This window comes from Halorussus amylolyticus (assembly GCF_004143485.2).
GTDB classification, from domain to species: Archaea; Halobacteriota; Halobacteria; order Halobacteriales; family Haladaptataceae; genus Halorussus; species Halorussus amylolyticus.
In genome coordinates, this window is the sequence record NZ_RXOB02000022.1 from 1 (window position 1) to 25,168 (window position 25,168).

At 65.6% G+C, this 25,168-nt stretch carries 22 protein-coding genes, 1 tRNA gene and 1 pseudogene; 15 read left to right on the forward strand and 9 right to left on the reverse strand.

What is annotated here, in order from left to right; all coding sequences use genetic code 11:
• A partial coding sequence (locus EKH81_RS16175) for a chemotaxis protein CheW (RefSeq protein WP_162224656.1) occupies positions 1-336 on the reverse strand: 336 nt, incomplete at its 3' end.
• 113 nt (positions 337-449) lie between these two features.
• On the opposite strand from EKH81_RS16175, the gene EKH81_RS16180 reads away from it, so the two are divergent.
• The 6 genes from EKH81_RS16180 to EKH81_RS16205 all read left to right on the forward strand — a co-directional run bounded on the left by EKH81_RS16180 (position 450) and on the right by EKH81_RS16205 (position 6,187).
• Positions 450-788 carry a helix-turn-helix domain-containing protein gene (locus EKH81_RS16180; protein ID WP_132059360.1) on the forward strand — a complete coding sequence of 113 codons (339 nt, stop codon included), beginning with the start codon at positions 450-452 and terminating at the stop codon, positions 786-788.
• A gap of 31 nt (positions 789-819) precedes the next feature.
• Positions 820-1,101: a DUF7521 family protein gene (locus EKH81_RS16185; protein WP_132059359.1), complete on the forward strand. Its 282-nt coding sequence runs from the start codon at positions 820-822 to the stop codon at positions 1,099-1,101.
• A 191-nt stretch (positions 1,102-1,292) separates the two neighbouring features.
• On the forward strand, positions 1,293-1,916 hold the full coding sequence (locus tag EKH81_RS16190; protein WP_162224657.1) for an archaellin/type IV pilin N-terminal domain-containing protein: 624 nt from the start codon (positions 1,293-1,295) through the stop codon (positions 1,914-1,916).
• Positions 1,917-1,983: 67 nt separating this feature from the next.
• Positions 1,984-3,204: a HEAT repeat domain-containing protein gene (locus EKH81_RS16195; protein WP_132060341.1), complete on the forward strand. Its 1,221-nt coding sequence runs from the start codon at positions 1,984-1,986 to the stop codon at positions 3,202-3,204.
• A gap of 66 nt (positions 3,205-3,270) precedes the next feature.
• Positions 3,271-5,214 (forward strand): methyl-accepting chemotaxis protein, encoded by a 1,944-nt coding sequence (locus tag EKH81_RS16200; protein ID WP_238392218.1) that lies wholly within the window; start codon positions 3,271-3,273, stop codon positions 5,212-5,214.
• A gap of 106 nt (positions 5,215-5,320) precedes the next feature.
• Positions 5,321-6,187: a CheF family chemotaxis protein gene (locus EKH81_RS16205; RefSeq protein WP_132060343.1), complete on the forward strand. Its 867-nt coding sequence runs from the start codon at positions 5,321-5,323 to the stop codon at positions 6,185-6,187.
• Positions 6,188-6,549: 362 nt separating this feature from the next.
• Here EKH81_RS16205 and EKH81_RS16210 read toward each other — a convergent pair whose 3' ends face one another.
• The 5 genes from EKH81_RS16210 to EKH81_RS16230 all read right to left on the reverse strand — a co-directional run bounded on the left by EKH81_RS16210 (position 6,550) and on the right by EKH81_RS16230 (position 14,164).
• Positions 6,550-7,959: a S8 family peptidase gene (locus EKH81_RS16210; protein ID WP_132060345.1), complete on the reverse strand. Its 1,410-nt coding sequence runs from the start codon at positions 7,957-7,959 to the stop codon at positions 6,550-6,552.
• A 154-nt stretch (positions 7,960-8,113) separates the two neighbouring features.
• Positions 8,114-9,043 (reverse strand): NAD-dependent epimerase/dehydratase family protein, encoded by a 930-nt coding sequence (locus tag EKH81_RS16215; protein ID WP_132060347.1) that lies wholly within the window; start codon positions 9,041-9,043, stop codon positions 8,114-8,116.
• Between the two features lie 9 nt (positions 9,044-9,052).
• Complete coding sequence (locus tag EKH81_RS16220; protein ID WP_132060349.1) at positions 9,053-10,642, reverse strand: alkaline phosphatase family protein; 1,590 nt, start codon at positions 10,640-10,642, stop codon at positions 9,053-9,055.
• Positions 10,643-10,902: 260 nt separating this feature from the next.
• Positions 10,903-12,369: an oligosaccharide flippase family protein gene (locus EKH81_RS16225; protein WP_132060352.1), complete on the reverse strand. Its 1,467-nt coding sequence runs from the start codon at positions 12,367-12,369 to the stop codon at positions 10,903-10,905.
• A gap of 1 nt (position 12,370) precedes the next feature.
• Positions 12,371-14,164: a glycosyltransferase family protein gene (locus EKH81_RS16230; RefSeq protein ID WP_132060354.1), complete on the reverse strand. Its 1,794-nt coding sequence runs from the start codon at positions 14,162-14,164 to the stop codon at positions 12,371-12,373.
• 232 nt (positions 14,165-14,396) lie between these two features.
• On the opposite strand from EKH81_RS16230, the gene EKH81_RS16235 reads away from it, so the two are divergent.
• The 5 genes and pseudogenes from EKH81_RS16235 (at position 14,397) to EKH81_RS16255 (ending at position 18,045) form a co-directional block, all read left to right on the forward strand.
• The gene (locus EKH81_RS16235) at positions 14,397-14,663 is read left to right on the forward strand and encodes an AbrB/MazE/SpoVT family DNA-binding domain-containing protein (RefSeq protein ID WP_132060356.1); all 267 of its coding nucleotides are present in this window, start codon (positions 14,397-14,399) and stop codon (positions 14,661-14,663) included.
• A gap of 2 nt (positions 14,664-14,665) precedes the next feature.
• Positions 14,666-15,058 (forward strand): PIN domain-containing protein, encoded by a 393-nt coding sequence (locus tag EKH81_RS16240; RefSeq protein ID WP_132060358.1) that lies wholly within the window; start codon positions 14,666-14,668, stop codon positions 15,056-15,058.
• Between the two features lie 114 nt (positions 15,059-15,172).
• A pseudogene (locus tag EKH81_RS16245) lies at positions 15,173-16,018 on the forward strand (ubiquinol-cytochrome c reductase iron-sulfur subunit); the annotation flags it as partial.
• A 284-nt stretch (positions 16,019-16,302) separates the two neighbouring features.
• Positions 16,303-16,518, forward strand: coding sequence for a type II toxin-antitoxin system HicB family antitoxin (locus tag EKH81_RS16250; protein ID WP_132060360.1), 216 nt, complete (start codon positions 16,303-16,305; stop codon positions 16,516-16,518).
• 132 nt (positions 16,519-16,650) lie between these two features.
• Positions 16,651-18,045, forward strand: a complete 1,395-nt coding sequence (locus EKH81_RS16255) for a M20/M25/M40 family metallo-hydrolase (RefSeq protein WP_238392219.1) — start codon at positions 16,651-16,653, stop codon at positions 18,043-18,045.
• Between the two features lie 31 nt (positions 18,046-18,076).
• On the opposite strand, the gene EKH81_RS16260 is transcribed toward EKH81_RS16255, so the two are convergent.
• The 3 genes from EKH81_RS16260 to EKH81_RS16270 form a co-directional block, all read right to left on the reverse strand.
• Positions 18,077-18,150: transfer RNA gene (locus EKH81_RS16260), tRNA-Thr, on the reverse strand.
• Positions 18,151-18,167: 17 nt separating this feature from the next.
• A complete protein-coding gene (locus tag EKH81_RS16265; RefSeq protein ID WP_132060364.1) occupies positions 18,168-18,647 on the reverse strand; it encodes a GNAT family N-acetyltransferase in 480 nt (159 codons plus the stop codon).
• A gap of 1 nt (position 18,648) precedes the next feature.
• Positions 18,649-19,848 carry a phosphoglycerate kinase gene (locus tag EKH81_RS16270; RefSeq protein WP_132060366.1) on the reverse strand — a complete coding sequence of 400 codons (1,200 nt, stop codon included), beginning with the start codon at positions 19,846-19,848 and terminating at the stop codon, positions 18,649-18,651.
• 330 nt (positions 19,849-20,178) lie between these two features.
• Here EKH81_RS16270 and EKH81_RS16275 point away from each other — a divergent pair, with 330 nt between their 5' ends.
• From EKH81_RS16275 to EKH81_RS16290, 4 genes are all read left to right on the forward strand, one after another.
• Positions 20,179-21,489, forward strand: coding sequence for an ABC transporter substrate-binding protein (locus EKH81_RS16275; protein ID WP_132060368.1), 1,311 nt, complete (start codon positions 20,179-20,181; stop codon positions 21,487-21,489).
• A 161-nt stretch (positions 21,490-21,650) separates the two neighbouring features.
• On the forward strand, positions 21,651-22,235 hold the full coding sequence (gene cyaB, locus EKH81_RS16280) for a class IV adenylate cyclase (RefSeq protein ID WP_132060370.1): 585 nt from the start codon (positions 21,651-21,653) through the stop codon (positions 22,233-22,235).
• Between the two features lie 103 nt (positions 22,236-22,338).
• Positions 22,339-23,550 (forward strand): methionine adenosyltransferase, encoded by a 1,212-nt coding sequence (locus EKH81_RS16285; RefSeq protein WP_132060372.1) that lies wholly within the window; start codon positions 22,339-22,341, stop codon positions 23,548-23,550.
• Positions 23,551-23,880: 330 nt separating this feature from the next.
• Positions 23,881-25,074 carry a tRNA sulfurtransferase gene (locus tag EKH81_RS16290; RefSeq protein WP_132060373.1) on the forward strand — a complete coding sequence of 398 codons (1,194 nt, stop codon included), beginning with the start codon at positions 23,881-23,883 and terminating at the stop codon, positions 25,072-25,074.
• The last annotated feature ends 94 nt before the right edge of the window (positions 25,075-25,168 follow it).

The following is a 25,168-nucleotide window of genomic DNA, read 5'->3' on the forward strand; positions in this document are numbered from 1 at the left end:
GCTCTCGACGCTCTCGTCTACCGTCTCGTCGTGGAGGCTGATTACTTCGTCCACCGCATCGATGAGCCATCCCACGGTTCCGTCGCCGTCGGTTTCGAGGACGACCACCCGGTCGCCGGTCTCCGTTTCGTCCAAATCGAGTACCTTCTTCGGGTTGATGATAGTGGTCGTCGCGCCGCGAAGGTCCATCACGCCTTCGACACGAGGCTCGGCGTTCGGGAGCGGTGTCAGTTCGCCCTTGTCCACGATTTCATCGACGTGTGCGATGTCGATGCAGTATTTTCGGTCCTCGAGCCGAAATTCGAGGACTTGCACGTCGCCAACTGTCTTCGACATGGGTAGAACCTCCCGCGGCGGTCACTTATCTGTTCCGACGCCGACCAGTCCGTGTCGGCTGACTGGTCTCCTACGGTATCTTTTTAACGTCCCGTTATCAAACGCGATAACTGATGGAGTCCGTGGAGCTCCTCCGGGTGCTCGGCAACAAGTACAACGCCGAGATACTCCGGGCTACGAGCGACCCGAAATCGGCCCAGGAGCTGAGCGACGAGCTCGAAATCCCCATCGCGACGAGCTACCGTCGCATCGAGGAACTCACCGAGGCCGAACTCCTCGAACTGTCGGGTCGGGAGTTCTCCGAAGAAGGTCGCCGAACCAAGGTGTACCGCCGAAACGTCGAGGCGCTCGAAGTGTCGTTCGAGGAGACCACCATCGACGTGGACCTCGACGACCGCCCCGACGTGGACAACTCGCTCGCGGACGTGTGGCGCGACCTCAAGGGAGAGTGACCGTCGAACGTTCGCCACTGAACACGAAACCATGGAAACGATAGAACTGCTGTACGTCGTCTTCAGCCTTACCCTCGCAATCGCCGGTCTGTCGATGGTCGGACTCGCGATACGGGCGTACAACCGTACGTCCAGGCGAGCGATGTTTCATCTCTCGGTCGGCTTCGCGCTCATCGTCGCGGCCGCCGTCACCACGACGGTCAGCGCCTTCGCCACGGAGTTTCAGAACACGCAGATGCTGTTGTCGGTCAACTATCTCATCACCACGGTCGGCTATCTGTTCGTCATCTACAGTATCACGGGCGACCGGTAGCGGCAACTGATATCGAATCGACAGGTGTCGCGACCATATCGTCCTGATCGGCGGATTGACCCGTTCTCACGCTCGTTTCGAATAATATCACGTCTGATAATCGGTACCTTAGATTTATTAGGTAGGTTCGTTTCGTTCCGAATAGAGTCCGCAGTCAATGACGGATTGACGGCCGGACGGGAAGTGAGAACATGAAAGACAAAATCCAAGAACGCTTAAATAACAGAGGTCAGGTGGGTATCGGTACGCTCATCGTGTTCATCGCGATGGTGCTGGTCGCCGCGATTGCGGCGGGCGTGCTCATCAACACCGCTGGGTTCCTCCAGACCAAGTCCGAACAGACCGGGCAGGAGAGCAGTGCCCAAGTGTCGAACCGGGTGCAGGTCGTCAGCGGCTTCGGTAACGTCGCCAACGACGAGAAGGTCGATTACGTGAACCTGACGGTGATGCGCGGGTCGGGCGGCGACGACATCAACCTCTCGACCTCCACCATCGAGTGGATCGGTCCGAACGAGGCCAAGACCCTGACGGCGGGTGACCTCGAGGATTCGGTCGAAAAGCCCGGAGACGGTGATGAGGGCGACATCGACAAATTCAACGTCTCGGAAATCAAGGACACCGACGACTCCGCACCGGTGCTCAACAGCCAGGACGACCGCTTCCGCATCTCGATGAACGCCACCGCCATCGGCGGTGAGCGTCTCGGCGAAGGCCAGACGGTGGAGCTGAAACTCACCACCCAGTACGGTGCGGTCACCATCTACCGCGCGAACGTCCCGCAGTCGCTCTCCCAGGAGAGCGCAGTTACAGTCTAATCGGGACTCGCCCGATTTCGACCGAGTACCACCACGTTTTTTCTCGCGTCGATTCGATTGGACAGTCGTGACCTCGCTGTTCGAACTGGAGAAGTCGGGGGACGTCGACCAACTCACCTCGCTGTTGGCGAACAGCAACAGCGAAGCGGTCCGCCGACGCGCGGCCGAGATACTCGGCGACGCGGAAGGCCGTCGAGACGTCGTCGATAACGCGCTGGTGACGGCCGCCCAGGGCGACGACAGCGCGGGCGTCCGCGCGGCGGCAATCGACGCGCTCGACCAGCGACACGCGGTCGAGAAGCTCATCGCGGCGCTCTCGGGCGAGGAAGTGTCCGAGGAGGGTGCCGACTGGGCGCGCGCGGAGGCGCTGGTCGGGTCGCTGACGGCCGACCAGCCGGAGTTGCGGATGGCGTCGGCCAACGCCCTGGGCCGCCTCGGAAATCGCGCGGGGACGAAGGCGTTGGTCAAGCGACTCGGCGACCCCGACCCGCGGGTTCGCGCCCGGGCGGCCCGAGCGCTCGGACGCATCGGCGACCCGCGAGCAGTGTCGGCGCTCACACGGCGGCTCGACGACGACCACGTCGAGGTTCGGCGCGAGACCGCGGATTCGCTCGGACGCATCGGCGGCGAGGAGGCGCTCGACGCGCTCGTCGGCTTGCTGGACGACGAGAGCGAGACGATTCGGCGCATCGCCGCCGACTCGCTCGGCAACTTCGGGAGCGCGAAACCGCTCGACCCGCTCATCTCGCTCCTCGACGACGACATCGAAGCGGTTCGGCGAGCCGCGGTGTTCTCGCTCATCGAAATTCTCTCGAACGCGCCGGGCCAGCAGAGCCACCAGCTCCGCCAGACGATGGTCGAGAAGCTGAGCGCGAACGACCATCGGAGCGTGGTCGATTCGCTCGTGGACATCCTCGAACAGGGAACGCAGGCCCATCAGCGCCGAAACGCGGCGTGGCTCCTCGGTCGGGTCACGAGCGACGAGAACCGCGAGGCGGCGGTCGAGGCGCTGGTCGCGGTCCTCGACGACAAGGACGGAATGACCTCGCAGTTCGCGGCGACGAGCATCGCCAACGTAGGCGGCGAAATCGCGGAGGACGCCTTACTCGACGTGCTCGACGACCCCGAAGCCGATTCCGACGCCAGAGCGAAGGCGGCGTTCACCTTGGGTAAGGTCGGCGGCGAGCGCGCCCGCGACCGACTCGACGGTCTCATCGACCGGACCGACGACGAGGAGGTTCGAAAACGCGCGTTTTCGGCGCTTTCGAAGCTCGGCGGGCGGGTGTAGCCGAAGTTATCGCGCGTGAAATTTGCGTAAAGCTTTATATCCAGTTAGTGTCTCTTTCCGCCAAAGATGGTCAGGGCCAGGCTCGCGAAAATTTTAACGAGCGTCCGACGGGACACCAATCCCACCGAACGACAGCGGAACGTGACGTTCGATGGGGGTACCCAGACCGACGGCGTCTCCGTGTCGGCTGGCGAAACGGTCACCCGGGCGGACCTCGCGGACGCGTATCGAGAGACGAGTGTGAGCGACGACATCCGTCAGTCACAGGCTGTCCATCTCGGGCAGATGCTCGACGACCCCGAAGGCGTCACGGACGACGCCGCCGACCTCGGCCGACGCCACGCCGACGGCGACGTACCGCCCGCGGCGTTCGCGGCCACGTACGGTGCGGGGGTCGAGGCGCTGGTGGAATCGGCGTTCGAGCGACTCGAACACCGACTTGGTGCGGGCAACGAAGCGGTCGCCGCGGAGCTTCAGCGTGCGGAGGAGGAACTTCAGTCGGATATCTCCGCGACGTTCGCCGATATGCGAACCGGACTCGACGCCTACGGCGTTCCGACCGGTGACGGCGACGACGAAGAGGAACTCAACGTCGACGACGACGACCTCCTCGATGGCATCGGCGTGCCGGTGTTCATGCTCGACACTCAGCGCGAGGAGGTCGCAGCGTGGAACAGCGCGCTCGAAGACCTGACCGGGGTTCCGTCCGAAGAGGCGCTCGGAACTGCGAACGTCAGCGAGTCGTTCTATCCCGACGGTCGGCGGGTCGAGACGCTCGCGGACAAGGTGGCGGCCGCACCCGAATCCGCCGACGTCGAGTACGACGTGGGCCGGGCCGACACCGAGCGGACGCTGTACACCGACGAGAGTACGATGATCGCGAGCGACGGCGAGGAGCGCAAAATCGAGTTCTCGGCGATGCCGCTGTACGAGGGCGGCGAACTCATCGCGGTAGTCGAGACGGTGCGGGACCGGACCGAAGACGTGCACAGACAGGAGGGCGTGACCTCGCTTGTCGAGGAGCTAATCGGCACCCTGACCGCGATGGAGATGGGCGACCTCTCGGCGCGAGCGACGTTCGAGGACGAACACGACGTGGTGGACGACTCGCTGGTCGAGGTCGTAGACCAGGTCAACGCGATGGCGAGCCAGTTCGAGACCCTGTCCGAGCGCGTCGGCCAGAAGGCCGACGAGCTCGAATCCGAGGTCGAGAGCGCGGCCGAGTCGGCCCGCGTTATCGACGAGCGCGTCGAGGAGCAGACCGACCAGCTCTCGGCGGTCGCCACGCAGATGGAGAATTTCTCGGCGAGTATGCAGGAGGTTGCAGCGAGCTCCGACCAGGTGGCGTCGGCGGCCGAGCAGGCGAAAGCGTCGGCCGACAGCGGACTGGAGTCGAGTCAGGGCGCTCGCGAGGCGACAGACGACGTCATCGAGATGAGCGAGGACCTCGTGGGGACCGTCACCGAACTCGAATCCCAGATGAACGAAATCGAGGACGTGGTCGAGGTCATCGCGGAGGTCGCCGACCAGACGAACTTGCTCGCGCTCAACGCCAACATCGAGGCCGCCCGCGCCGGAGAGGCCGGAAGCGGGTTCGAAGTCGTCGCCGACGAGGTCAAGCAGTTAGCGAACGAGACCCGCGAGCACACCGAGGAAATCGCGAGTCGCATCGAGGAGATACAGTCGCAGGCCAACGAGACCGTCGTGGCGGTCGAGGAGTCGAACGACCAAGTCAAGTACGCGGGTGACGAAATCGAGGACGCGCTCGTCGCGCTCGAAGAAATCGCCGACGCGGTCGAGGAGGCCGCGACCGGCGTCACCGAGGTCGCGGAGGCCAACGACGAGCAGGCCACGAACGTCGAGGAGGTGATGGCGACCGTCGAGGACGTGCGCGACCAGACGCGGGCGGTCGAATCGGCGACCGACGAAATCGTCTCCGCGACGCAGAAGCAGACCGAAGCTATCCACGAACTGTCGGGCCGCGTGGACGAGATGCGAGACGAGACCTGAACGTCGCCGGTTCCATGACCGCTCTATCGAACTTCGAGTGCCCCGAGACGAGTCCCGGCGGTGACGTCCCCGAGGGGAACGCGCTGCGGAGAGCCAGATATCACGCATGAGTGAAGGCGAGTACAAAATCACGGACACGCAGGGTCGGTTCCTGCAGGTCGTAAAAAAGGGCCGGAAGCTGAACGACCCCGACTGGACCAGCGGCCGCATTCTGCTGTCGAACAAGCGACTGGTGCTGGCGGGAAACAGCGGCAAGCGGAACATCCCACTGTCGAGCCTCGACGGCCTGAAGGGGCGCTACGACGTGAACCAGGCGGTCGCGAGCGTCTCGGACTACCTCAGCATCGAGTTCGACAACAACGTCGTGCTGCTGGCGACGAACATCGACATCGAGGAGTTCGAGACCGACGTGTACGGCGCGCTCTTAGACCAGAAGATGATTCTGACCAAGCACCCCGCGGTCGAGGGGGGCGTGGTGCAGGACACCGACTGGGAGAAAGCCCGCATCAAGATTTCCGAGGAGGCGGTCAACGTCGCTATCGCGTCGGGCACGTTCGTCGGCATCGAACTCGACGACATCGGGTCGGTGAACCGGGCGACTCGAACCGTGCAGGGCGAGCAGCGAACCGTCCTCGAAGTCGAGCACACGCAGGGCGAGACCAGCGTCCAGACGTACATCTCGGGCCAGACCCGGCGGTGTTCGCTCTTGGAGTCGCTCCTCCGGAAGGGCGAGCGAAAGAGCAAGGGCGGGGTCGAACTCAACGAAATCGAGAAGGAGGTGCTGATGGCGCTCTACTCGGGCGTCTCGCCCTTCGAAATCCCGGACTTTCTCGGGATGGACGTAGACGAAGTCGAGAGCATCTTCGACCGCCTCATCGAACTCGACGTGCTGGAGGAGGTCCGAAAGCGGCGCGAAGTGAGTTTGAAGACTCGCGGGCGCAACATCGCCAGCGAGTCCATCAACGACAAGTGACCACGTTGGGGAATGTGGTTTGTCGCTTCTAGACCTCTCGGCATTGATTCGGGCCTGCGTTTGTGACCGGGAATTTGCCGCACTCCTCGTAGCGTTGAAGCGACTGGGTTCTAACGACGAAGCGACTGGGTTCTAACTTCGAAGCTACCTACTCCCGGTGCCTATGAGAACCGCACCGCACCGCACCGCACCGCACCGCACCGCGCCCCGTTCCTCCCCGCGGGCGTCTGCGCTCGGTCGCCCGCACCGCAGACGCGACCGAGCGCAGACGCGGCGCGTCCCGTGGTCGGTGACAATTCACGAAACCGAAGTCAAGACGGTCTACGAGCAAAAATAGCGGCTCAAGAACGAAGCGCCCGACGTTATCGAGCGCGCTTCACCAGTCGGCGGAGGTCGAGGTGGCCCGCGCCGTGGTAGAGTTCGCCGCCGGGGGCGTCCTGTGCGGTCTCCTGAATCAGCGACTCGACCTCCTCGACGCTCGCGTCGGGCCGGAGCGACCGGACGAGCGCCACCGCGCCCGTCACCTGCGGGGCCGCCATGCTCGTTCCGGCCTTCCAGCCGTACCCCGGTTCGACCTCGCCGTCCGCTTCCTCGATGACCGTCGAGAGCACGAGGTCGTAATACCAGCCATCGACTTCGTCCACCGCGTCGGGGTCGTAGTTGCCGCCCGCCGCGCTCACGTCCACGCCCGTGCCGTAGTTGGTGTAGTTCGCGGGGTGGGCCGTCGGCTCTTCGAGCTTTTTGAGCGCCTTGTCTTCGCGGTTCTCCTGCTCGTCGTCCCAGAGGAAGCCGATGGGGCCGGTCGCAGAGACGCCGAAGACGCCTTCGACCTCTGTCGGAAGGCTGAGCACGTCCTCCGGGGTCATGTCCACCCCGGCGTTGCCAGCCGAGTTGACGACGACCATTCCCTGCGACCGGGCGTAGGCGGTCGCGGCCTCGTACGACTCCTTGATGGCGATGACGCCGGGGTCTGCGGGGTCGAGCGGCGGGTAGCCGAGACTGAGGTTCGCGGCGTCACACCCCTTGTTCGCGGCGTCCACGATGGCCGCGAGTACGTCACCGCTCACGCCTTCCACGCCGGAGAACACCCGGTGGGCGACGACTTCGGTTTCGGGCGCGGTGCCGAGGACGCCGTCGTCGTCGGCGTTCGTCGCCGCAACCGTACCGGCGACGTGAGTGCCGTGGTCGCCCGCGCCGTTCGGCCGGAAGTCGTAGGGGTCGGTCGTGAAGTTTGCCGAGAGGTCGGCGTTGACGACGTCTGCGAGGTCGGGGTGGCCGTCGTACACGCCGGAGTCGATGACCGCGACTCGGCTTCCCTCGCCCTTCGTGGTGTCTTGGACCGTCCGGCGGTTGTCCGGACGCTCGCTCAGGTCGCCGACGCGCTGGGCGCGCTTGTCCCATTGGAGTTCGGTGTTGAGCGGTTCGCCGCTGTCCCACGCCGGACCCTTGCTCCCCTCGCCGCTCGCGTTCTGCTCTTTGACCGGTCCGCCGCGGGGTGTTTCGTCGTGTTGGTAGACCGCGATGTCGGGCGTCGTCGAGGCCGCGCCCGGAACCGCGTCCGGGTCGCCGCGCGCCGCGAGCAGGTCGATTTCCGAGATATCGTGGACGATTTCCACGTCGTCGGGGACCTCGCTCTTCGAGACCTCGGTCAGGTCTACGAGAAATCGCGTGTTCTTTCCGCCGCTCGCACCGACCTGTCCGCTGACTAACGCCGCGGTACCGACTGCGCTGCCCGCTGCTTTGAGGAACGTCCGCCTGCTATGTTTTGGCATTACAGAATACATATTCAATTTAGTACTATGTAAGTGTTTGTCTATCGGCTAATAAATAGAATACAACGTCTTTAGGAGTTTATTCGAACGCTAAAAATTCGGTTTCCAACTGCGTCGGGACGCCGTTCGAGACGCCGCCGGAAATCGTTGCAGGCTACCTGCGTCCCTTCGTCTCGGCTAACTTCCGAAGCCCTTCTTCCAGCGACACCCGCGGCTCGTACCCCAGCACCTCCCGCGCTTTCGAGACGCTCGCCTCGCTGTGGCGGATGTCGCCGGGTCGAGCCTCGACGTGTTCGATGTCGGCGTCGGTTCCGGTTACGTCCACGACCGTCTCGGCGAGTTCGTTGACGGTCACACTCGCGCCGGTTCCGACGTTGAACGCCTCGCCCACGCGGTCGGTCGTCGCCGCGAGCAGGTTCGCTCGGACCACGTCCGAGACGTGGACGAAGTCGCGAGTCTGCTCGCCGTCGCCTTCGACCGTAATGGGGCCGCCCTCGCGGGCCTGCCGGAAGAACGCGCTCACGACCGCGCTGTACTCGGTGTTCTGGCGCGGGCCGTAGACGTTGAAGTACCGGAGCGGCACGGTTTCGAGACCGTAGAGGTCGTGATACCGCCGGGCGTAGTGGTCGAGCGCGAGTTTGTCGATGCCGTACGGCGAGGTCGGGTCCTTCGGGTCGCCCTCGCGGACCGGCACCGTCTCGGGGTGGCCGTAAATCGCGGCCGACGACGCCAGGACCACGCGAGCGTCCTCCTCGCGGGCCTGTTCCAGCAGGCCGACGGTCGCGTCGGCGTTGATTCGGTGGCTCGTTCGCGGATTCGCCACCGACTCCTCGACGCTGACCAGCGCGGCCTCGTGAAACACGAGGTCAGCGCCGTCCATCGCATCGGCGAGGAGTTCGGGGTCGCGCACGTCGCCCGTTATCAGTTCCGCGCCCGCAGGGACGTGCTCGCGCGACCCGCCCGAGAGGTCGTCGAGTATCCGAACGTCGTTGTCGGCCGCCAGCGCCTCTGCGATGTGGCTCCCGATGAAGCCCGCGCCGCCCGTAATCACCACGCTCCGGCCGGAAATCGGTGTTTCCTCCATCGGTCCCGATTACTCCATGTACCCCAGTCCCTGCAGGCGCGACTCCACGTCGTCGAAGTCGGCTTCGACCGCGTCGTCGGGTCCCGACTCGCCGTAGGCCCGAGACTCGACTCGGCGGTTCGCAGCCGCCGAGTCGGGCGCGAACACCTCCGAGAGGACCCGCCCGTCGGCGTTCTCCGGGACCGCCTCGCCGACGCTATGGAGGAGGGTCGGGGCCACGTCTGCGACCGTGGCCTCGTCGGGCGTGCTCGCGGCTTCGATGGACGGTCCCCACGCGAAGAACACGCCGTACTTGCGGTGGCTCGCGGCCATCTGACTCTCCCTGAACACCGAGTCGGTGAGCGAGTTCCCGGACAGATACCCCGCCTCCTCGTCGGCCCGAATCACGAGGTCCGGACCCTCGGGGTCGGTCTCGAACACCTCGTCGCCGTCGGAGACGTTCAACACCGGGTCGCCGGTCTGGGGGTCGGTCAGACCTTCGAGTCGGGACCGAATCTCGGCCTTGACCGCCGGAATCTCGTCGGGCGCGACCACTCCCGCCTCGAACCGCTCGGTGTCGTTGACGAACAGATTCCCCGCGCCGTGGGTGAACGCCACCGTCTCGGAGAACTTCACGTCGTAGAGTTCGTGGGTGCCGGGCACCTGCGAGGCGAGCGACTCCACGAGTTCGTCGGGCAAGTGGTCGTAGAGCGCCTTCTCGTCGATCCCCATCGACGCGATGGCTCCACGAATCCGGTCTTTGGTGAGACCCAGTTTTTCGAGGGTGCCCCGACCCGACCCGCCTTTCCGGGTGAGAAAGCCCTCGCGTTCGAGGAAGGTGTTGGTGTGGACGTACGTCTCGACCGGGCCGAAGCCGTGGTCCGAGACGACGAACAGATTCGCGCCGTGGTCTTCGACGTACGCCAGCACGTCGCCGAGCGCGTCGTCGAGTTCGCGGTAGTGGTCGAGCAGCACGTCCTCGTCCCAGATGAGGTGCTGGAGTCGGTCGGGCGCGGTGAACACGAAGAAAAAGAGTCGCCAGTCGTCCTCGTCCATCAGGCGGTGGAGAAGCTGTTTCCGGGCGTCGAGCAGGTCGTCGAGCTCGTCGAGGAACCCCTCGCGGTTCTCGCGGTACTCCTCCCACGACAGCCCGATTTGGTAATCGGGAATTTCACTCTCGATTTCCTCGCGGAGTTCGGGCGGGTGGGTGAACCCCTCGCCGATTTCGGGGGTCATCATCCCGGTGACGAGCGTGCCGTCTATCTCGTCGGCGGGGTAGGTCATCGGGACGTTGGCGACCACCGAGGGACCGAGGATGTCCCAGAGTTCGGGCTGAGACACGTCGTTGCTCGTGTTCATCCGATTCGTGTAGTCAGACTGGACTCCCCGGAACGAGTAGACGCCGTGCTTGTCGGCCCACGTCCCGGTGGCGATGGTGGGCCACGCGAGCGCGGTGGTGGGCGGCATCGTGCTTTCGAGCGGTCCCGACGCGCCCTCCTCGACGAGGCGGCCGAAGTTGGGCAGTTCTCCGTCGGCGACCCACTCCTCGACCAACGGCCACGGTACCCCGTCGAGTCCGAGAACGAACGCTCGATTCGGGTCTGAAGATGTCATCGACATGTATGTACTACGGGCGAATCGCCCGACTCGCAGAATCCGAGGGCCGGGACGGCCTTTGTTATGGCCCGTCTGCGTCGTCGCTCTCGCCGTGCGAACCGCGTTACGCTCGGTCTGTCCGGGTCGTAGGCGGCCCTTTCGTCCGGAGTCGAATCCGGCGCGCGGGTCGCTCGTTTGGGACACTTCACCCGACCCAATCGCGGCGCGTCGGCGCGCCGACGCGCCGCGATTGGGAATCCGGTTCGAATCCGAGACGCCGACGGTCAGGAGAGAATCGCGGAGACCCGCCGGGGGTCGAGCAGGCCGCTCGCGACCGAGAGCCCGGCCCACACCGCGATTCCGAGCGGGATGGCGGTCGCGACCGCCACCGCCCCGGTGGTGGCGGTCAGCGCGGCGTACACCGCGACCGACATCCCGGCCGTGATTCCGACCGTCGCGACGAGATGGCGGACGAGTCGGCCGAGCGACAGCGAGAGTTCGCTGTGGATGACCCAGACGTTCACGCCGGTGTAGCCCGCGAACGTGACCACGGTCGCGGCCGCCGCGCCCACCACGCCGAACGCCGGGATGAGGACCAGATTCAACAGGAAGTTTGCGACCGAGGTGGCCGCCTTCGCGTAGGCCCGCGAGCGCGCCCGGCCGAGGAAGTCGAGCGCGTCGCTCGTGATGAACGACACCGCCTGCAGGACGACGTAGGCCGAGAACACCTGCAGGGCGGGCGCGGCACCCGCGTACCCCTGCCCGAACACGAGTCGGACAGCGGGGTCGGCGACCAGCACCATCCCGGCGGCGGCGGGCACGTACAGCAGGAGGGTGTGTTCGAGCGCGGTCTCGTAGATGCGGGCCGCGCGCTCGGTCTCGCCCGCGGCCTTCTCCTCGCCGTAGGTCGGCGAGAGCGTGAATCCGAGCGAGGCGGCCGGGGTCTGGACGAAGTCCACGATTTGCTTCGCGAGGTAGTAGTGACCGACCGCGACCGGCGTCATGAAGTAGCCGACCAGAATCGTGTCCACGCGCTTGTCGAGGACGTTCGCGCCCCGAGTCGCGGTGAGGGGAACGCTGTACTCGAGGACGCGCCGGGAGAGGCCGGGTTCGGGTTCGTCGGCGGGGTCAGTGTCACGGTAGCACTTGACGTACAGCAGGCCGAGTCCGAGCGCCGCCCCGAGGGCGTAGCCCGCGACGTAGCCTATCATCGCGCCGACCGCGCCGCCGACGACCGCGACGAACGCCACCGTGAGACCGAGTCGAGCGGCCGCGCCGGTCGCCTGAATCGTCGCGCTGTTGGTCACTCGGTTGTAGCCCTGAAACACCACCTGCGAGAAGGTGAACAGCGAGTGGACCACGATGTAGCCCGCCCCGACCGCGAGCAAGGGGCCGATTTCGGGCTGGCCGACCAGCGCCGCGATTCGGTCGCCGAACAGCGCGAACGCGCCAGCCACGAGTCCCGCTGCCGCGAGCCGGTAGGCGAACGCGGCCCGGAGGATGTGGGGAAGCTGTCCGGGGTCCTTCTCGCGGTACTCGGTCACGTACCGGGCGGCCGACTTACCGATGCCGAGGTCGGCGAACAGTTGGGCGACCCCGAGGACCGCGACCGCGCCGCCGACCAGCCCGAACTCCTCGCTCGTGAGCAGGAATCGGGTGAGAACGAGCGTGAGCAGACCGCTCGCTCCCATGTAGATGATTCGCGCGCCGAACGTCGCTTTGAGGCCGCGAGAGACTCGTTTCAGGTCCATCTCAGGCGGTCCCGTTCACGAGGTACGTCTGGACGTCCCGGTTCGCGTGGACCCGGTTCAGGCCGGGCGTCGAGTCCAGCGACTCGAATCCGCGCTCGGGGAATCGCAGTCCGCGATACACCTCGACGTCCTGCTGGCGGGTCGCGTCGGTGACCGTGAGGTATCTGCCCGGTAGATTGTCCGCGAGGTACGCCCCGGTGAAGTTCTCGCCGGTCGCGTTCGTGTTGGCGTAGAGGCTCCCCGAGGTCGGTGCACTCGCCCTGCTCTCCTCGTAGCCCATCGTCGCGTCGGCGAACCGCTCGCCCGTCCCGCGAACCCCGAGGAACGGCGCGTCTCCGGCGTATTCGAAGGCGTTGGCGTAGCCGGTCGTCTGGGCCTCGGTGACGTGGCTCGACCCCTGATACATGTACGGCGAGGCGTACACCGTCGGCACCGAGAGCGCGAGCATGACGACGAACGCGACCCCGACGACCGCCTTGGCGGTCGTCGGCGAGAACCGACCCGCCAGCGTATCGAGACCGCGAGTCAGCGCGACCGCGCCGAGGACGGTCCCCAGCACCATCACGAACCCGAGCTGTCGGAAGTGGAGTCCGGCGTAGCTCACGAACAGGAACGCCCCGAACAGGCCGAGCAGGGGTATCAGTCCGAACCCGAAGTACCGGACGAACGCGCGCTGGTCGGGGTCTTCGACCGTCCCGCGGAACCCCGCCAGGACGACCAGCGCGGTGAGTCCCGCGAACACCGTGCTCACGAGGAACAGCTTCAGGAAGATGATTCCGACGCTCCCACCGATGGTGGACAGCGAGACCGCTTGGGCCCCCACGTCGCTCCCGATGTCGGCCCCGCCTTGGACCATCTCGACCAGCGCGGTCGTCGCCCCGGAGGCCCGCTCGTGGCGGGGTGCCCACAGCAGGAACGCGCCCCCGATGACGGCGGTCTGGAACGCGACGAGGCTGTGGTCGGCGGCCGTACCGCCGACCCACCGCGCGAGAAGCTGAAGCGCCAGCACCGACCCGAACACGACGAGGGCGTTGGCGGCCTGTTGTGGGTGGACTAACACGATTGCGACCGACGCGAGCGCGAGGAGCGCCCCGGTCGGCGTTCCCACGAGCAGGCTCCCGCGGTCGGTCCCGGTCACGTACCGCGCCAGCAGGTACAGCACCAGCGGGAAGAACAGGATGGCCTGAGAGGTCGGATGCGCCATCTCGAACACGCTGATGTTGTTTATCGGCAGGAGGAGGAACGCCGACAGCGCCGCGACCGCGCTCGCGCGACGGTCGCGCGTGAGCGCCCACGTCGCGAGCGGGACGAACAGCAGGAACACCGCGGTGAACGCCATCACCATCACCAAGAGCGCGCGGGTCAGGGGCATCCCGGTCACGTCGGCGAGAAACACCGCAATCGTGTGCGTGCCGGGGTAGAGGAACTCCAGTATCGAGAGCCTGCCCGCCGCGATGTCCTTCGCCCACCCGAGGTGGGTCAGCGAGTCGCCAGCGCCGTAGAAGTAGTACGACCGGACGACCGGCAACGAAGCGATGGCGAGCGTGGCCGTCCCGCCGAGGACGAGCGCGAGTCGGCGAACCCCGCCGCGAGACCCGAGACCGACGAATACGGCGACCGCGAGGGCGACCCCGGTCCCGACCCAGAAGCCGAGCGGCGTCCCGGCGTAGATTGAGAGTTCGTACGCCTCCGGCGGCGACCCGCGAGCGACCAGTACCGCCGCAGCGAGCGACACGAAACCGACGAGAAGTGCGCCTTTCTCCCGACTCCGGGAGACGTGCGTGTCCGAATCCATATGTAATCAGGGCGTCCGAGTCGGACGCGTAGCTACCACGAAACGTCCCCGCGTCGGGGTTTTGTTATGGGCCGCCTGAAGCCGAGTAGGGCGACGAAAAGACGCGCAGAGTGGGGTGGCGTTCTTTGGGCGAAGCCCCGCGTAACTCGGACGGAACGTCGTAACCGACCGCGTGAAAAAATCCGAATTTACGGGAAGATTTTAGAGTGTTCCCGCCGAATCGGTTCGTGTCATGTCGAAATCGACGGACGAACGGGGCCGAATCTACCTCCCGAAGAACGTCCGAGAGCGATTCGGCGACCGGTATCGAATCGTCGAACTCCCGAGTCACGTCGCGCTGTTTCCTGTCGATGAGGACCCACTGGACGGACTTCGGGCCGCCGTGGGCGACGCGTTCGAGGACGCAGACGGTGACGAAATGAAACGCCGAGCGCGCGAAGCGCTCTCACGAGAGATTCGAGACGAAGCCGAGAATCGCTCGCAGGAGCGCGGAGAGTGACCGTGCACGTCGAAACGGACTTTCTCACCGCGCTGGTGAAAGACGACGACTGGCTCCGCGAGTCCGCGGTTCGTTCGCTCGAAGAACGCGACGACATTCACACGTCGATTCTCGCCTACGCCGAGGTTCTGGTGTTGTTCTACGACCGCGAGAACGCGGAGTACGAAGTCGACCCGCCGCGAGCCATCTCTAATCTACTCGAACTCGTTCCCATCGTGCCGAACGAACACGAAGACGCGGTTCTCGCGGCCGCGGCCTTCCTCGACGAGTACGATATGACGCCGTTCGATGCGCTCCACGCCGGGGTCGTCACCACGGGCGAGGGACGCGTTCTCTCCAGCGAGCAGGACTACGACGCAATCGGTCTCGACCGCACCCCGTTAGAGTCCGACTGACGTGTCTCGGAACCGTCGCGTTCGGTCGCCCCGAACTCCTTTTAGCTCGGAACCCGTTCCACCTCTGGGGGAGAAAAATGGGAGTGACTACCACACACAACGGGGGGAACGACCGTGGCGGCTGAGGACGACAAGTACCCGCCGGAGTCGGGTCGCCGACAATTCGTAAAGGGAGTCGTCGGGAGCGCCGCACTCGCGGGTATCGGCACCGCGAGCGCCGCCACCATCAACTCCGCGACCGAGCCATCTGGCGCGGGCGGCGGCATCATCCAGTACTTCGGCGTCGAGAACACCGACGGTCCCGCACCGCGGTCGATGCCACAGGTGCCGATTCAGATAGACGACGAGGGGTACCTGCAGGGTCTCTGGCCCGAGGCCAGCACCGAGATGGTTCAGGGCCAGGAGGTCACGCTCGCCGAGACCCAACTCGGCGGCATCACCTACACGAGCGAGTGGTTCCAGTACTGCGGCGTCCAGACGTACCCCGGAGTCGAACCTGACGCCGACCAGGACAACTACTTCAGATACACCGAATCGCCGCCCTACGAGTGGCAACAGGAGGAGGTAGAGGGCGGCGACCAAGTCCACGTAGACGACTTCGCCGACTACGAATCGTGGGGCAACGAAATCGGCGACAGCGGCGTCGGCAAGCCAGCGATGGCGACGTGGCGGTCCCAAGACGTGCCCGCGAGCGGGACGCTCCCGGTCCAAATCATCCGTTCGCCTCGGGTCGAGCAGATGGCGCGGAACGACGAGTGGCTATCGGCCAGCACCCAACAGGGGTTCATCGCGAACCTCAACAAGTGCACGCACTTCTGTTGCGTGCCCGCGTTCAAGGCGTACGCCGACAGCGCGCAGTTCGGAGGTGCCGACAGAATCTACTGCCAGTGCCACCAGTCGGTGTACGACCCGTTTAGCATCGTTCAGGAGTCGTTCGTCGCGCTCCCGCGACCCGATTGGCAACAAAGATTTTGTATCTACGGTGAACATCGAAACACGTTGAAACGAACGCTGCTCGCAGTCGTCGCCCGCGTCAAGCGCCTGTTCGGGTCGTCGGCTTCCGGTCCCGACGAGGGGGCTACCGACCGAGACGCAGGTCCGGACCTGTTCGAGTGCGACGGCTGTGGCGTCGTCTTCATCTCGCGGCCGTCGGAGTGTTCGAACTGCGGCGGCGACGACTTTTCGAATATCGGGACGTTCCAGTAGACGGAAAATCTATCGTAATGCCGATGAAGAATAGTGGTATGGGAGTTCAATATCGTAATCCCGATAGAGAGACTATTGTCGTCACCAAGAGCGACGACTGGTACGTCGCCAAAGACGAGGACTCGGGAATTGCGAGTCAGGGGAAGACCAAATCTGAAGCTCTGATGAACCTTGCCGAGGCTCTTGAATTGGCAGAGTGTCCTGTTCCGGACGAGGACGATGTAGAAGAAGCGTCCACAGCACCGTGGCTGTAGTGGTAAGGCACGTATTCCTCGACGAGATGGACCGGATGAGTTGACCGATTGGTGACCGAGACGATTAACCCGAAACCCTAGGTTTCCGGTTCGGGAAGCTTGATGCGCGCACTCGCCGTGTTTACACCAACCGTGACCACCGACGCCGCGACAGACTACGTTCGCGACCACCGAGACGACTTCCTCGACGACCTGTTCGAACTCCTCGAACAGCCGTCCATCAGCACGACCGGCGAGGGAGTCGGCGAGTGTACCGACCTCGCCGAACGCCTCTGTGAGACCTACGGCTTCGACTCGACCCAAACCGTCGAGACCGACGGCCAGCCCGCGATTATCGCGCACGCCGACGCCGACGAGGGGGCCGACGAGAAGCCGACCATCCTCCTCTACGGCCACTACGACGTTCAGCCGGTGGACCCCGACGAGTGGACCACCCCGCCGTTCGAACCGACGATTCGTCCCGGACCCGACGGCCGCGACCGCATCTACGCCCGCGGCGCGGGCGACAACAAGGGCCAGTGGTTCGCCCACCTCTGTGCGGTTCGGGCGCTCCGGGAGACGACCGGCCTGCCGATGAACGTCACGCTCCTGCTCGAAGGCGAGGAGGAAAACGGGAGTCCGAACCTCGAAGCCGTCGTCTCCGAGCACGCCGACGAACTCGCCGCCGACCTCGCGTACGTCGCCGACGGTCCCATCGACGCCTCGGGGCGGCCCCACGTCCTGATGGGCGCACGCGGGATGCTCTACGTCCAACTCGACGTGACGGGTCCGAACCGCGACCTCCACTCGGGCAACTTCGGCGGCCCGGTCCCGAACCCGGCGTGGGAGTGCGTTCGGCTCCTCTCCTCGATGAAAGACGAGTCGGGTCGCGTCACCATCGAGGGCTTCTACGACGACGTGCGACCCATCACCGACCTCGACCGCGAGGCGCTCGAGGCGATGCCGTTCGACGCCGACGCCGTGATGGACGAACTCGAAATCGGCGGCTTCGCCGACGGTCCCGGCGACTCCTATCTCGAAAAACTGCTCTACTACCCCACGCTCAACGTCGCGGGATTCACCAGCGGCTACGGCGGCGAGGGGACGAAGACCATCCTCCCCTCGAAAGCGCAGGTCAAGATGGACATGCGACTCGTCGCCGACCAGGACCCCGACGATATCTTCGAGAAGTTCCGCGACCACGTCGAGACTCACGCCTCCGACGCGCTCTCAGTCGAGGTCACGAAACACGGCACGATGGACCCTCAGCGCACGCCACTCGACCACCCGGTCCGCGAGCCGGTGCTGGCGGCGGTCGCAGACGGGTGGGACGACGACCCTATACTGAAGCCCACGCTCGGCGGGTCGCTCCCGACCGCGGTGTTCGCCGACCACCTCGACGCGCCGGTGGTCGTCGTTCCCTACGCCAACAGCGACGAGGACAATCACTCGCCCGACGAGAACCTCGCGCTGTGGTGTTTCGAGAGCGGAGTTCGGACGACTGCGGCCCTGCTGGCGCGACTCGCCGACGAGGAGTACGGACGGTGACCGACGGCGGACTGGCGAAAATCGAGTCCGAAGCCAGGGGTGGGATTTGAACCCACGAACTCCCGATTACAAGTCGGGTGCTTGAACCGCCCAAGCTCCCCTGGCGCATGCGTCCGTTTTCGCTACTCCTTTGTGAGCGTATCGTTTTCGGACCGTTTTTCCATCTCGGTTCGGTGCGGACGATAGTCGTGTCGCCGGTAGAATCGCCGGGCGTCGGCGTTGTCGGCCATCACGTCGAGCGCGACTACCTCGGCCCCCGCGTCGGTCAGCGACTCCTCAGCCGCCGCGAGCAGCGCCGACCCGATTCCCTTGCCCCTGCGGTCGGGCACGACGTAGATGTTCTGGACGAGACCCCTGGTAGTGTCCTGTTCGTACGCCCCCGATTCGAGACCGAACGTCACGAACCCCGCAATCGACTCGTCCCCGCGTGCGACCAGCAGTTCGTCGGCGACCGCCCGCCGAGCGACCGCGTTCCGGACCGTCTCGCGGTTGGGGTCGGCGAGGAGGTGGGACTCGAACGCGCGCTGGCCCTCGGCCAGCGCGACCCAGAGGTCCGCGACCTCGTCCGCGTCCGCGAGGGTCGCGGCTTCGACGCCGACCATCTCAGTCCCGCAGGACCTCAACCGCCGGGAGGTCGTCGCCGGTCAGCATGGCGAGCGCCGCGCCGCCGCCGGTGCTCACGTGGTCGAACCCCTCGATTCCGAACCGTCGAATCGCGGCCGCGGTGTCGCCGCCGCCGACGATGCTGTACTCGGCTTCGGTCGCGGTCGTGAACAGGTCGCGGGTGCCGTCGGCGAAGGTGTCGTCCTCGAACACTCCGGCCGGGCCGTTGAGAATCACGGTTCCCCGTCCGGAAATCACCTCGCCATAGGCCGCGACCGTCGCCCCGCCGACGTCCATCGCGGCCTCGCCGTCTCCAGGCGGGAGGTCGGCGAGCGCGAGTTCGTGGCGGTCGCCGTCGCGCTCGACCGCCACGTCCTCGGGAAGCCGAATCCGCTCGCCGTACTCGACGAGCAGGTCGGCCGCGCGGTCGATTTCGTCCCAGTAGCCCTGCTCGTACACGAAGTCGGCGGAGGCGTCGCCGAGGTCCACGCCCTCGGCGAGCAAGAAGACGTTGGCGACCACGCCGGTCGTTAGCACCGTGTCGGCAAGTCCGCGTTCGAGGACGCTCTCGACGACCGCCATCGAGTCGGGCACCTTCGCACCGCCGACGACGTAGGTCCGGGGTTCGGGCGTGCCCTCGATGTCGCCGAGCACGTCGAGTTCGCGCTCCATGACGCGGCCCGCGTACCCCGGTAGTCTGGCGGGAAAGCCGACGAGCGAGGGTTGGGACCGGTGGGCGGCCGCGAACGCGTCGTTGACGTAGGCGTCGAGAACCGGAACGAGGCGGTCTACGAGCTGGGTGGCCCCGGCTCGCTCGGGCGAAAACTCCATGTACTCCTCGCTGTAGAAGCGGGTGTTCTCCAGCACGACCGCCTGGCCGTCGTCGAGGCGCTCGACCGCTCGGCGCGCGTCGGCCGAGAAGGTGGCATCGACGTATTCGACCGGCGCGCCGAGGAGTTCGCCGAGGCGCTCGGCGTGCGGTCCGAGACCCTCAAACTGGTCGCCCCCCGGTCGGCCCTGATGGGCGAGCACCGCGACCCGGCCGCCGCGTTCGAGTAGCTCCGAGAGGGTATCGACGTGGGCGCGGAGTCGGGCGTCGTCGGCGAGGCCCCCGTCGTCGGTCAGCGGACTGTTGATGTCGATACGCACTCCAAGCGTTGTCCCTTGGACGGCGAGGTCGTCAAGGGTCTGAATCGGCATGTGTGTTCCTGCAACAGCGGGACGCATATATGTGTCGAGCCGTCGAAAAAATCCGTATTCGCCTTCGAGTGAATCGTCGCACACGAAGCGCGCGACCAAGCGCGCTCGGTGCGAGAGCGTCTTTCGTCGAGACCGCGCGCAGCGTTCGCGCATCTCGTGTCAGTCGAGCGATTCGTGGGATGAGCGCAGTCGTTCGACGGCATGAACCACCGAGCATCGGAGAATTACACTTTTTCCGATATAAGTATCGACGGAATCTTGGCTCCAAGTCGCCAACCCAAACACTCGGACAGGGATATACTTATAACATATGGCCCAATATGAGGGGATATGTCATACCATACGAGACGGCGTGACGTGTTGAAAGGTGTCGGCGTTGCTGGCGCAGTCGGCCTCGCTGGCTGTATGAACGGTGGCGGTGGCGGCGGTGGCGGCGACAGCGGCCCCGACATGCTGACGGTCATCGGGTACCCCGAGAGCGGGATTCAGCTTTTCCGCGACTATTACAGCGAGTCCGACGGCTCCGAGGACATCCTCATCCCCGACGGCCTGCAGGACGCCTCGCTCCCCGGGCAGGTCGGCAACGACATGGAGAACGTCACGGGTACCGCACCCGCGGCGGGCGGCCCGAATCAGGAAGCGTTCGAATCGCTGTTCGAAGACGCGTACGACTCCAGCCCCGGCGTGTTCACGTCCCAGTCGTACGACTCGGCGGCCGCGCTCATCCTCGCCAACGTCGCCGCGGGCGAGAACAGCGGCGAGGCCATCAGAGACCAACTCCGCCGAATCGCGAATCCGGACGGCGACGAGTACGGTCCCGACCAACTCGTAGACGCGGTCGAAGCGGTCGCGAACGGCGACAACATCAACTATCAGGGCGCGTCGAGCGCCGTGAACTTCGACGAGAACGGCGACCCCGCGTCCGCGGCGTACTCCATCTGGGAGTTCGGCGGCCAGGACGCCGAGTCGGTCGAGATAGACGAGACCCAGACCTTCGAGGGCGAGAACCCCGACGGGTCGGGCGACATGGCCGACGAGTCGCCCGGCGGCACTGGGCGGGAAGTGGATCTCGGGATTCTCCTGCCGGAGACGGGCGACCTCGCTTCGACCGGCCAGCCCATGATTCGGGCGGCGGAACTGCCAGCACAGCAGGTCAACGATTCGGACCTCGACATCGAGGTCAACGCCCAGTTCGAGGACACGAACACCTCGCCAGACCAGGGTGTCAGCGGTGCCGAGTCGCTCATCAGTTCGGGCGTCCCGGCAATCTGTGGCACGGCGTCGTCGGGCGTCAACGTTCCCGTCTGCGAGGAGGCGCTGATTCCGAACGAGGTCGTCGGCTGTTCGCCGTCCAGTACCGCGCTCTCGGTCACGAACCTCGAAGATGACGGCTACATCTTCCGGACCGCACCGAGCGACCAGTTGCAGGGTCGGGTCATGGCGCAGGTCGCCGCCGAGCGACTCGAAGCCGAGACCGCGGCGGTGCTGTACGTCAACAACGACTACGGTCAGCAGCTCTCTGAGCGGTTCAGCGAAGTGTTCGAGGACGAGTTCGACGGCGAAGTGTACGACCAAATCAGCTTCAACATCGGCGAATCGTCGTACAGCTCCGTCGTTCAGGACGCGCTTTCGAGCGGATAATCGTCCGCTTCGGACTCCTCGGAGTCCACGGCGCGCGGCGTCGCCTCTCACCGCGATTTTCTTCTAGACTCGATGGCGCGTAGCGCCGCCGAGAATTCGGGCCGCGAGTCGAAGTCTCGAAAGCGCAACCACGAAACCCCCGCGCCCCGAACCACGAGTCGATGTACGAAGTCGAAGTGAAGGTCCGCGCCGACCACGACGACGTCCGAGCGCGTCTCGCCGACCTCGGCGCAGACCCCGTGAACCGCGTGATGCAGTCCGACATTTACTACGACGCCCCGCACCGCGACTTCGCCGAGACCGACGAGGCCCTCCGGGTGCGCGAGGAGACCGACGCCGACAGCGGCGAGACCGTCACCCGACTCACCTACAAAGGCCCGCTCGTGGAAGCCGAGTCGAAGACCCGCCGAGAGGTCGAAACCGCGGTCGGCGACGCCGATACGGCGGCCGACATACTCGACGCGCTCGGCTTCGAGGCCGCCGCAACCGTCGAGAAGGAGCGCCAGCGGTTCGCGCTCAACGGCTACACCGTCACCCTCGACTCGGTGGCGGGACTCGGCGAGTTCGTGGAGGTTGAGACTGAAGCCGAGGGGGGATCAGAGGCCGAGACTGCCGGGGAGTCGGTCGCGAACGCGCGCGAGGGCGCGTTCGCGGTCCTGCGCGACCTCGACCTCGACCCCGGCGACCAGATTCGGACCTCGTACCTCGGTCTCCTGCTGGCCGAGGAGTCGGACGGAACTGAATGACCGACGGCGCGAACCCCCCCCCCCGACCCATAACTGTCAGTAATTACTCGCAGTGTATCTCTTTTCGCAAGTTATAGAATCCAGCACCGGGAACGAATAAACAATGACCGAACGGAACATTCGCGTCGAACCCATCGACCGGCCAGCGGTCGAGGACCAGGAGATAGAAATCGTGGAGCGAAAGGGTCTCGGACACCCCGACTCCATCAGCGACGGCATCGCAGAGAGCGTCTCGCGGGCGCTGGCCCAGGCCTACCTCGACCGAATCGGGAAGGTCCTCCACTACAACACCGACGAGACCCAGCTCGTCGCGGGCCGGTCGAATCCCGAGTTCGGCGGCGGCGAGATGATAGAACCCATCTACCTCCTCATCGTCGGGCGCGCGACCAAGGAGTACGAGGGCCAGACGATTCCGACCGGCACCATCGCGCTCGAAGCCGCCCGCGACTATCTCGGCGAACACTTCCCCGAACTCGAATTCGGCACCGACATCGTCGTGGACGTGAAGTTGGGCGAGGGGAGCGGCGACCTAAAGGAGGTCTTCGGCGAGGAGGGTGCGACCGTCCCGATGGCGAACGACACGAGTTTCGGCGTGGGGCACGCCCCGCTTACCGAAACCGAGCAAATCGTGTTGAACGCCGAACGCCGCCTCAACGGCGAGTTCGCCGCCGACCACCCCGCGCTCGGTCCCGACGTGAAGATTATGGGCAAGCGCGAGGGCGACAGCATCGACATCACGGTCGCGGCCGCGATGATAGACCGCTACATCTCCGACCGCGGCGACTACGACGCCGAGGTCGAAGCCGTCCGCGAGTTCGTTCGAACGGTCGCGGCCGAGTACACCGACCGCGACGTGACGGTGTACGTCAACACCGCCGACACCGAGGGCCAGACCGAGGAGAGCATCTACCTCACGACCACCGGCACGAGCGCCGAGATGGGCGACGACGGTTCGGTCGGGCGCGGAAACCGCTCGAACGGTCTCATCACACCCAATCGCTCGATGTCGATGGAAGCGACGTCGGGCAAGAACCCCGTCAACCACATCGGGAAGATTTACAACCTCCTCAGCACCGAAACCGCCGAGCGAGTCGTCGACGAAGTCGACGGGATTCGAGACCTCCGGATTCGACTCCTCAGCCAAATCGGCCGCCCCATCGACGAACCCCACGTCGCCGACGCCGAGGTCGTGACCGAGGACGGCGTGGCTATCTCCGACATCGAGGACGACGTGGTCGCCATCGTGGACCGCGAACTCGCCGACGTGACCTCCATCACCGAGCGCGTCATCGACGGCGAACTCAGCACGTTCTGAGTTCACCCGCCGATTCGGCAGGGCCGGAGATTCCACCTCGGCGCGCGCTGGTGCGGTCACGCGGTTTGTGGCCGCACCATCATTCGCGCGAGGGATGAGGACCGCAGGCCGACGGCCGAGGACCGCAAGAGGCTGGGGAGGTGTGAGGCCTACGGGTGCGGTGTTGTGCGGTCTCATATGTACCGGGAGTAGCTAGCCATCACTCACTATCCTGTTCTCTCTCACTCAGAATCTCATTCTCTCCAATACATACACCGCTGACCCCACAAACCACTACAGTTTCGCGTCACAATCGAAGCCCGTTTATCCACCTCGCATCTACCCACGACCATGACACCGCCGGGAGCCGATACGGTCCTCGTGCGTCACGCCGACGTGGGCGTCAAGAGCGGGACGGTCCAGACCGCGATGGAGCGACGGCTTCGGGACAACGTGGCGGCCCTGCTGGAGGACCGCGACATCGACGCGACGGTCGAGCGCCGGTGGTCGCGCCTGCTCGTCCACGCCGACGCCGAGACGGTCGACGCCGCGACTGACGCCGCGACCGACGCGTTCGGCGTCCAGTCGGCCAGCGCCGCCGTCGTGGTGACACCCGAGCGCGACGCCATCGTGGACGCGCTCGCTCGGACCGCCCGCCGCGCAGTTGAGGACGGAGACGTGAGCGCGGGCGAGTCGTTCGCGGTGCGCGCCCGGCGCGCGGGCGAGACCGACGCCCACCCGTTCACGAGCAAGGACCTCGAAAACGAGGGCGGCGCGGCCGTCTTCGAGGAACTCCCCGACCCCGAAGTCGATTTGGACGACCCCGACCGGACTTTCTCGGTCGAGTGCCGCGAGAAGGAGGCGTTCGTGTTCACGGAGAAGCGACCCGGCCCCGGCGGCCTGCCGCTCGGGAGTCAGTCGAAGGTCGTCGCCCTCGTCAGCGGCGGCATCGACTCGCCCGTGGCGGCGTGGGAGATGATGAAGCGCGGGTCGCCAATCGTGCCGGTCTACCTCGAGCTCGGCGACTTCGGCGGTCCCGACCACGAAGCGCGCGCGATGGAGACCGTCCGGCGACTCGCCGACTTCGCTCCGAACTTCGACACGCGGACGTGGTGCATCCCCGCGGGCGACGCCATGACCCTGCTCGACGAGGCGGTCGGTCCCGCCAGAATGCTGGTCTACCGCCGATTCATGTACCGGGTGGCCGAGCACGTCGCCGAATCGGTCGGCGCGGCCGGAATCGTGACGGGGGAGGCCATCGGTCAGAAGTCCTCCCAAACTTCGCGAAACCTCGGTACGACGAGTCGAGCGACCGACCTCCCCATCTTCCGGCCGCTCCTCACGATGGACAAGCCCGCCATCACCGAGCGCGCCAAAGAAATCGGCACCTACCGCGATTCGACGATTCCGGCGGGCTGTAACCGCATCGCGCCCGACTACCCCGAAACGAACGCCACGCCCGAAATCGTGGGACGCGCCGAACCCGACGGGCTGATGGAACGCGCCGAGAACGCCGTCGAGAATGCGACGTTGGTAGATATCTGAGGCATAATTCTGCTTCATTTTCAGCCTCTCTCAAGCAGACGTGACGCTTCCGCCCGGCGCGCGCTGGCGCGAGTTCATCTCGCGCCACCGTCGC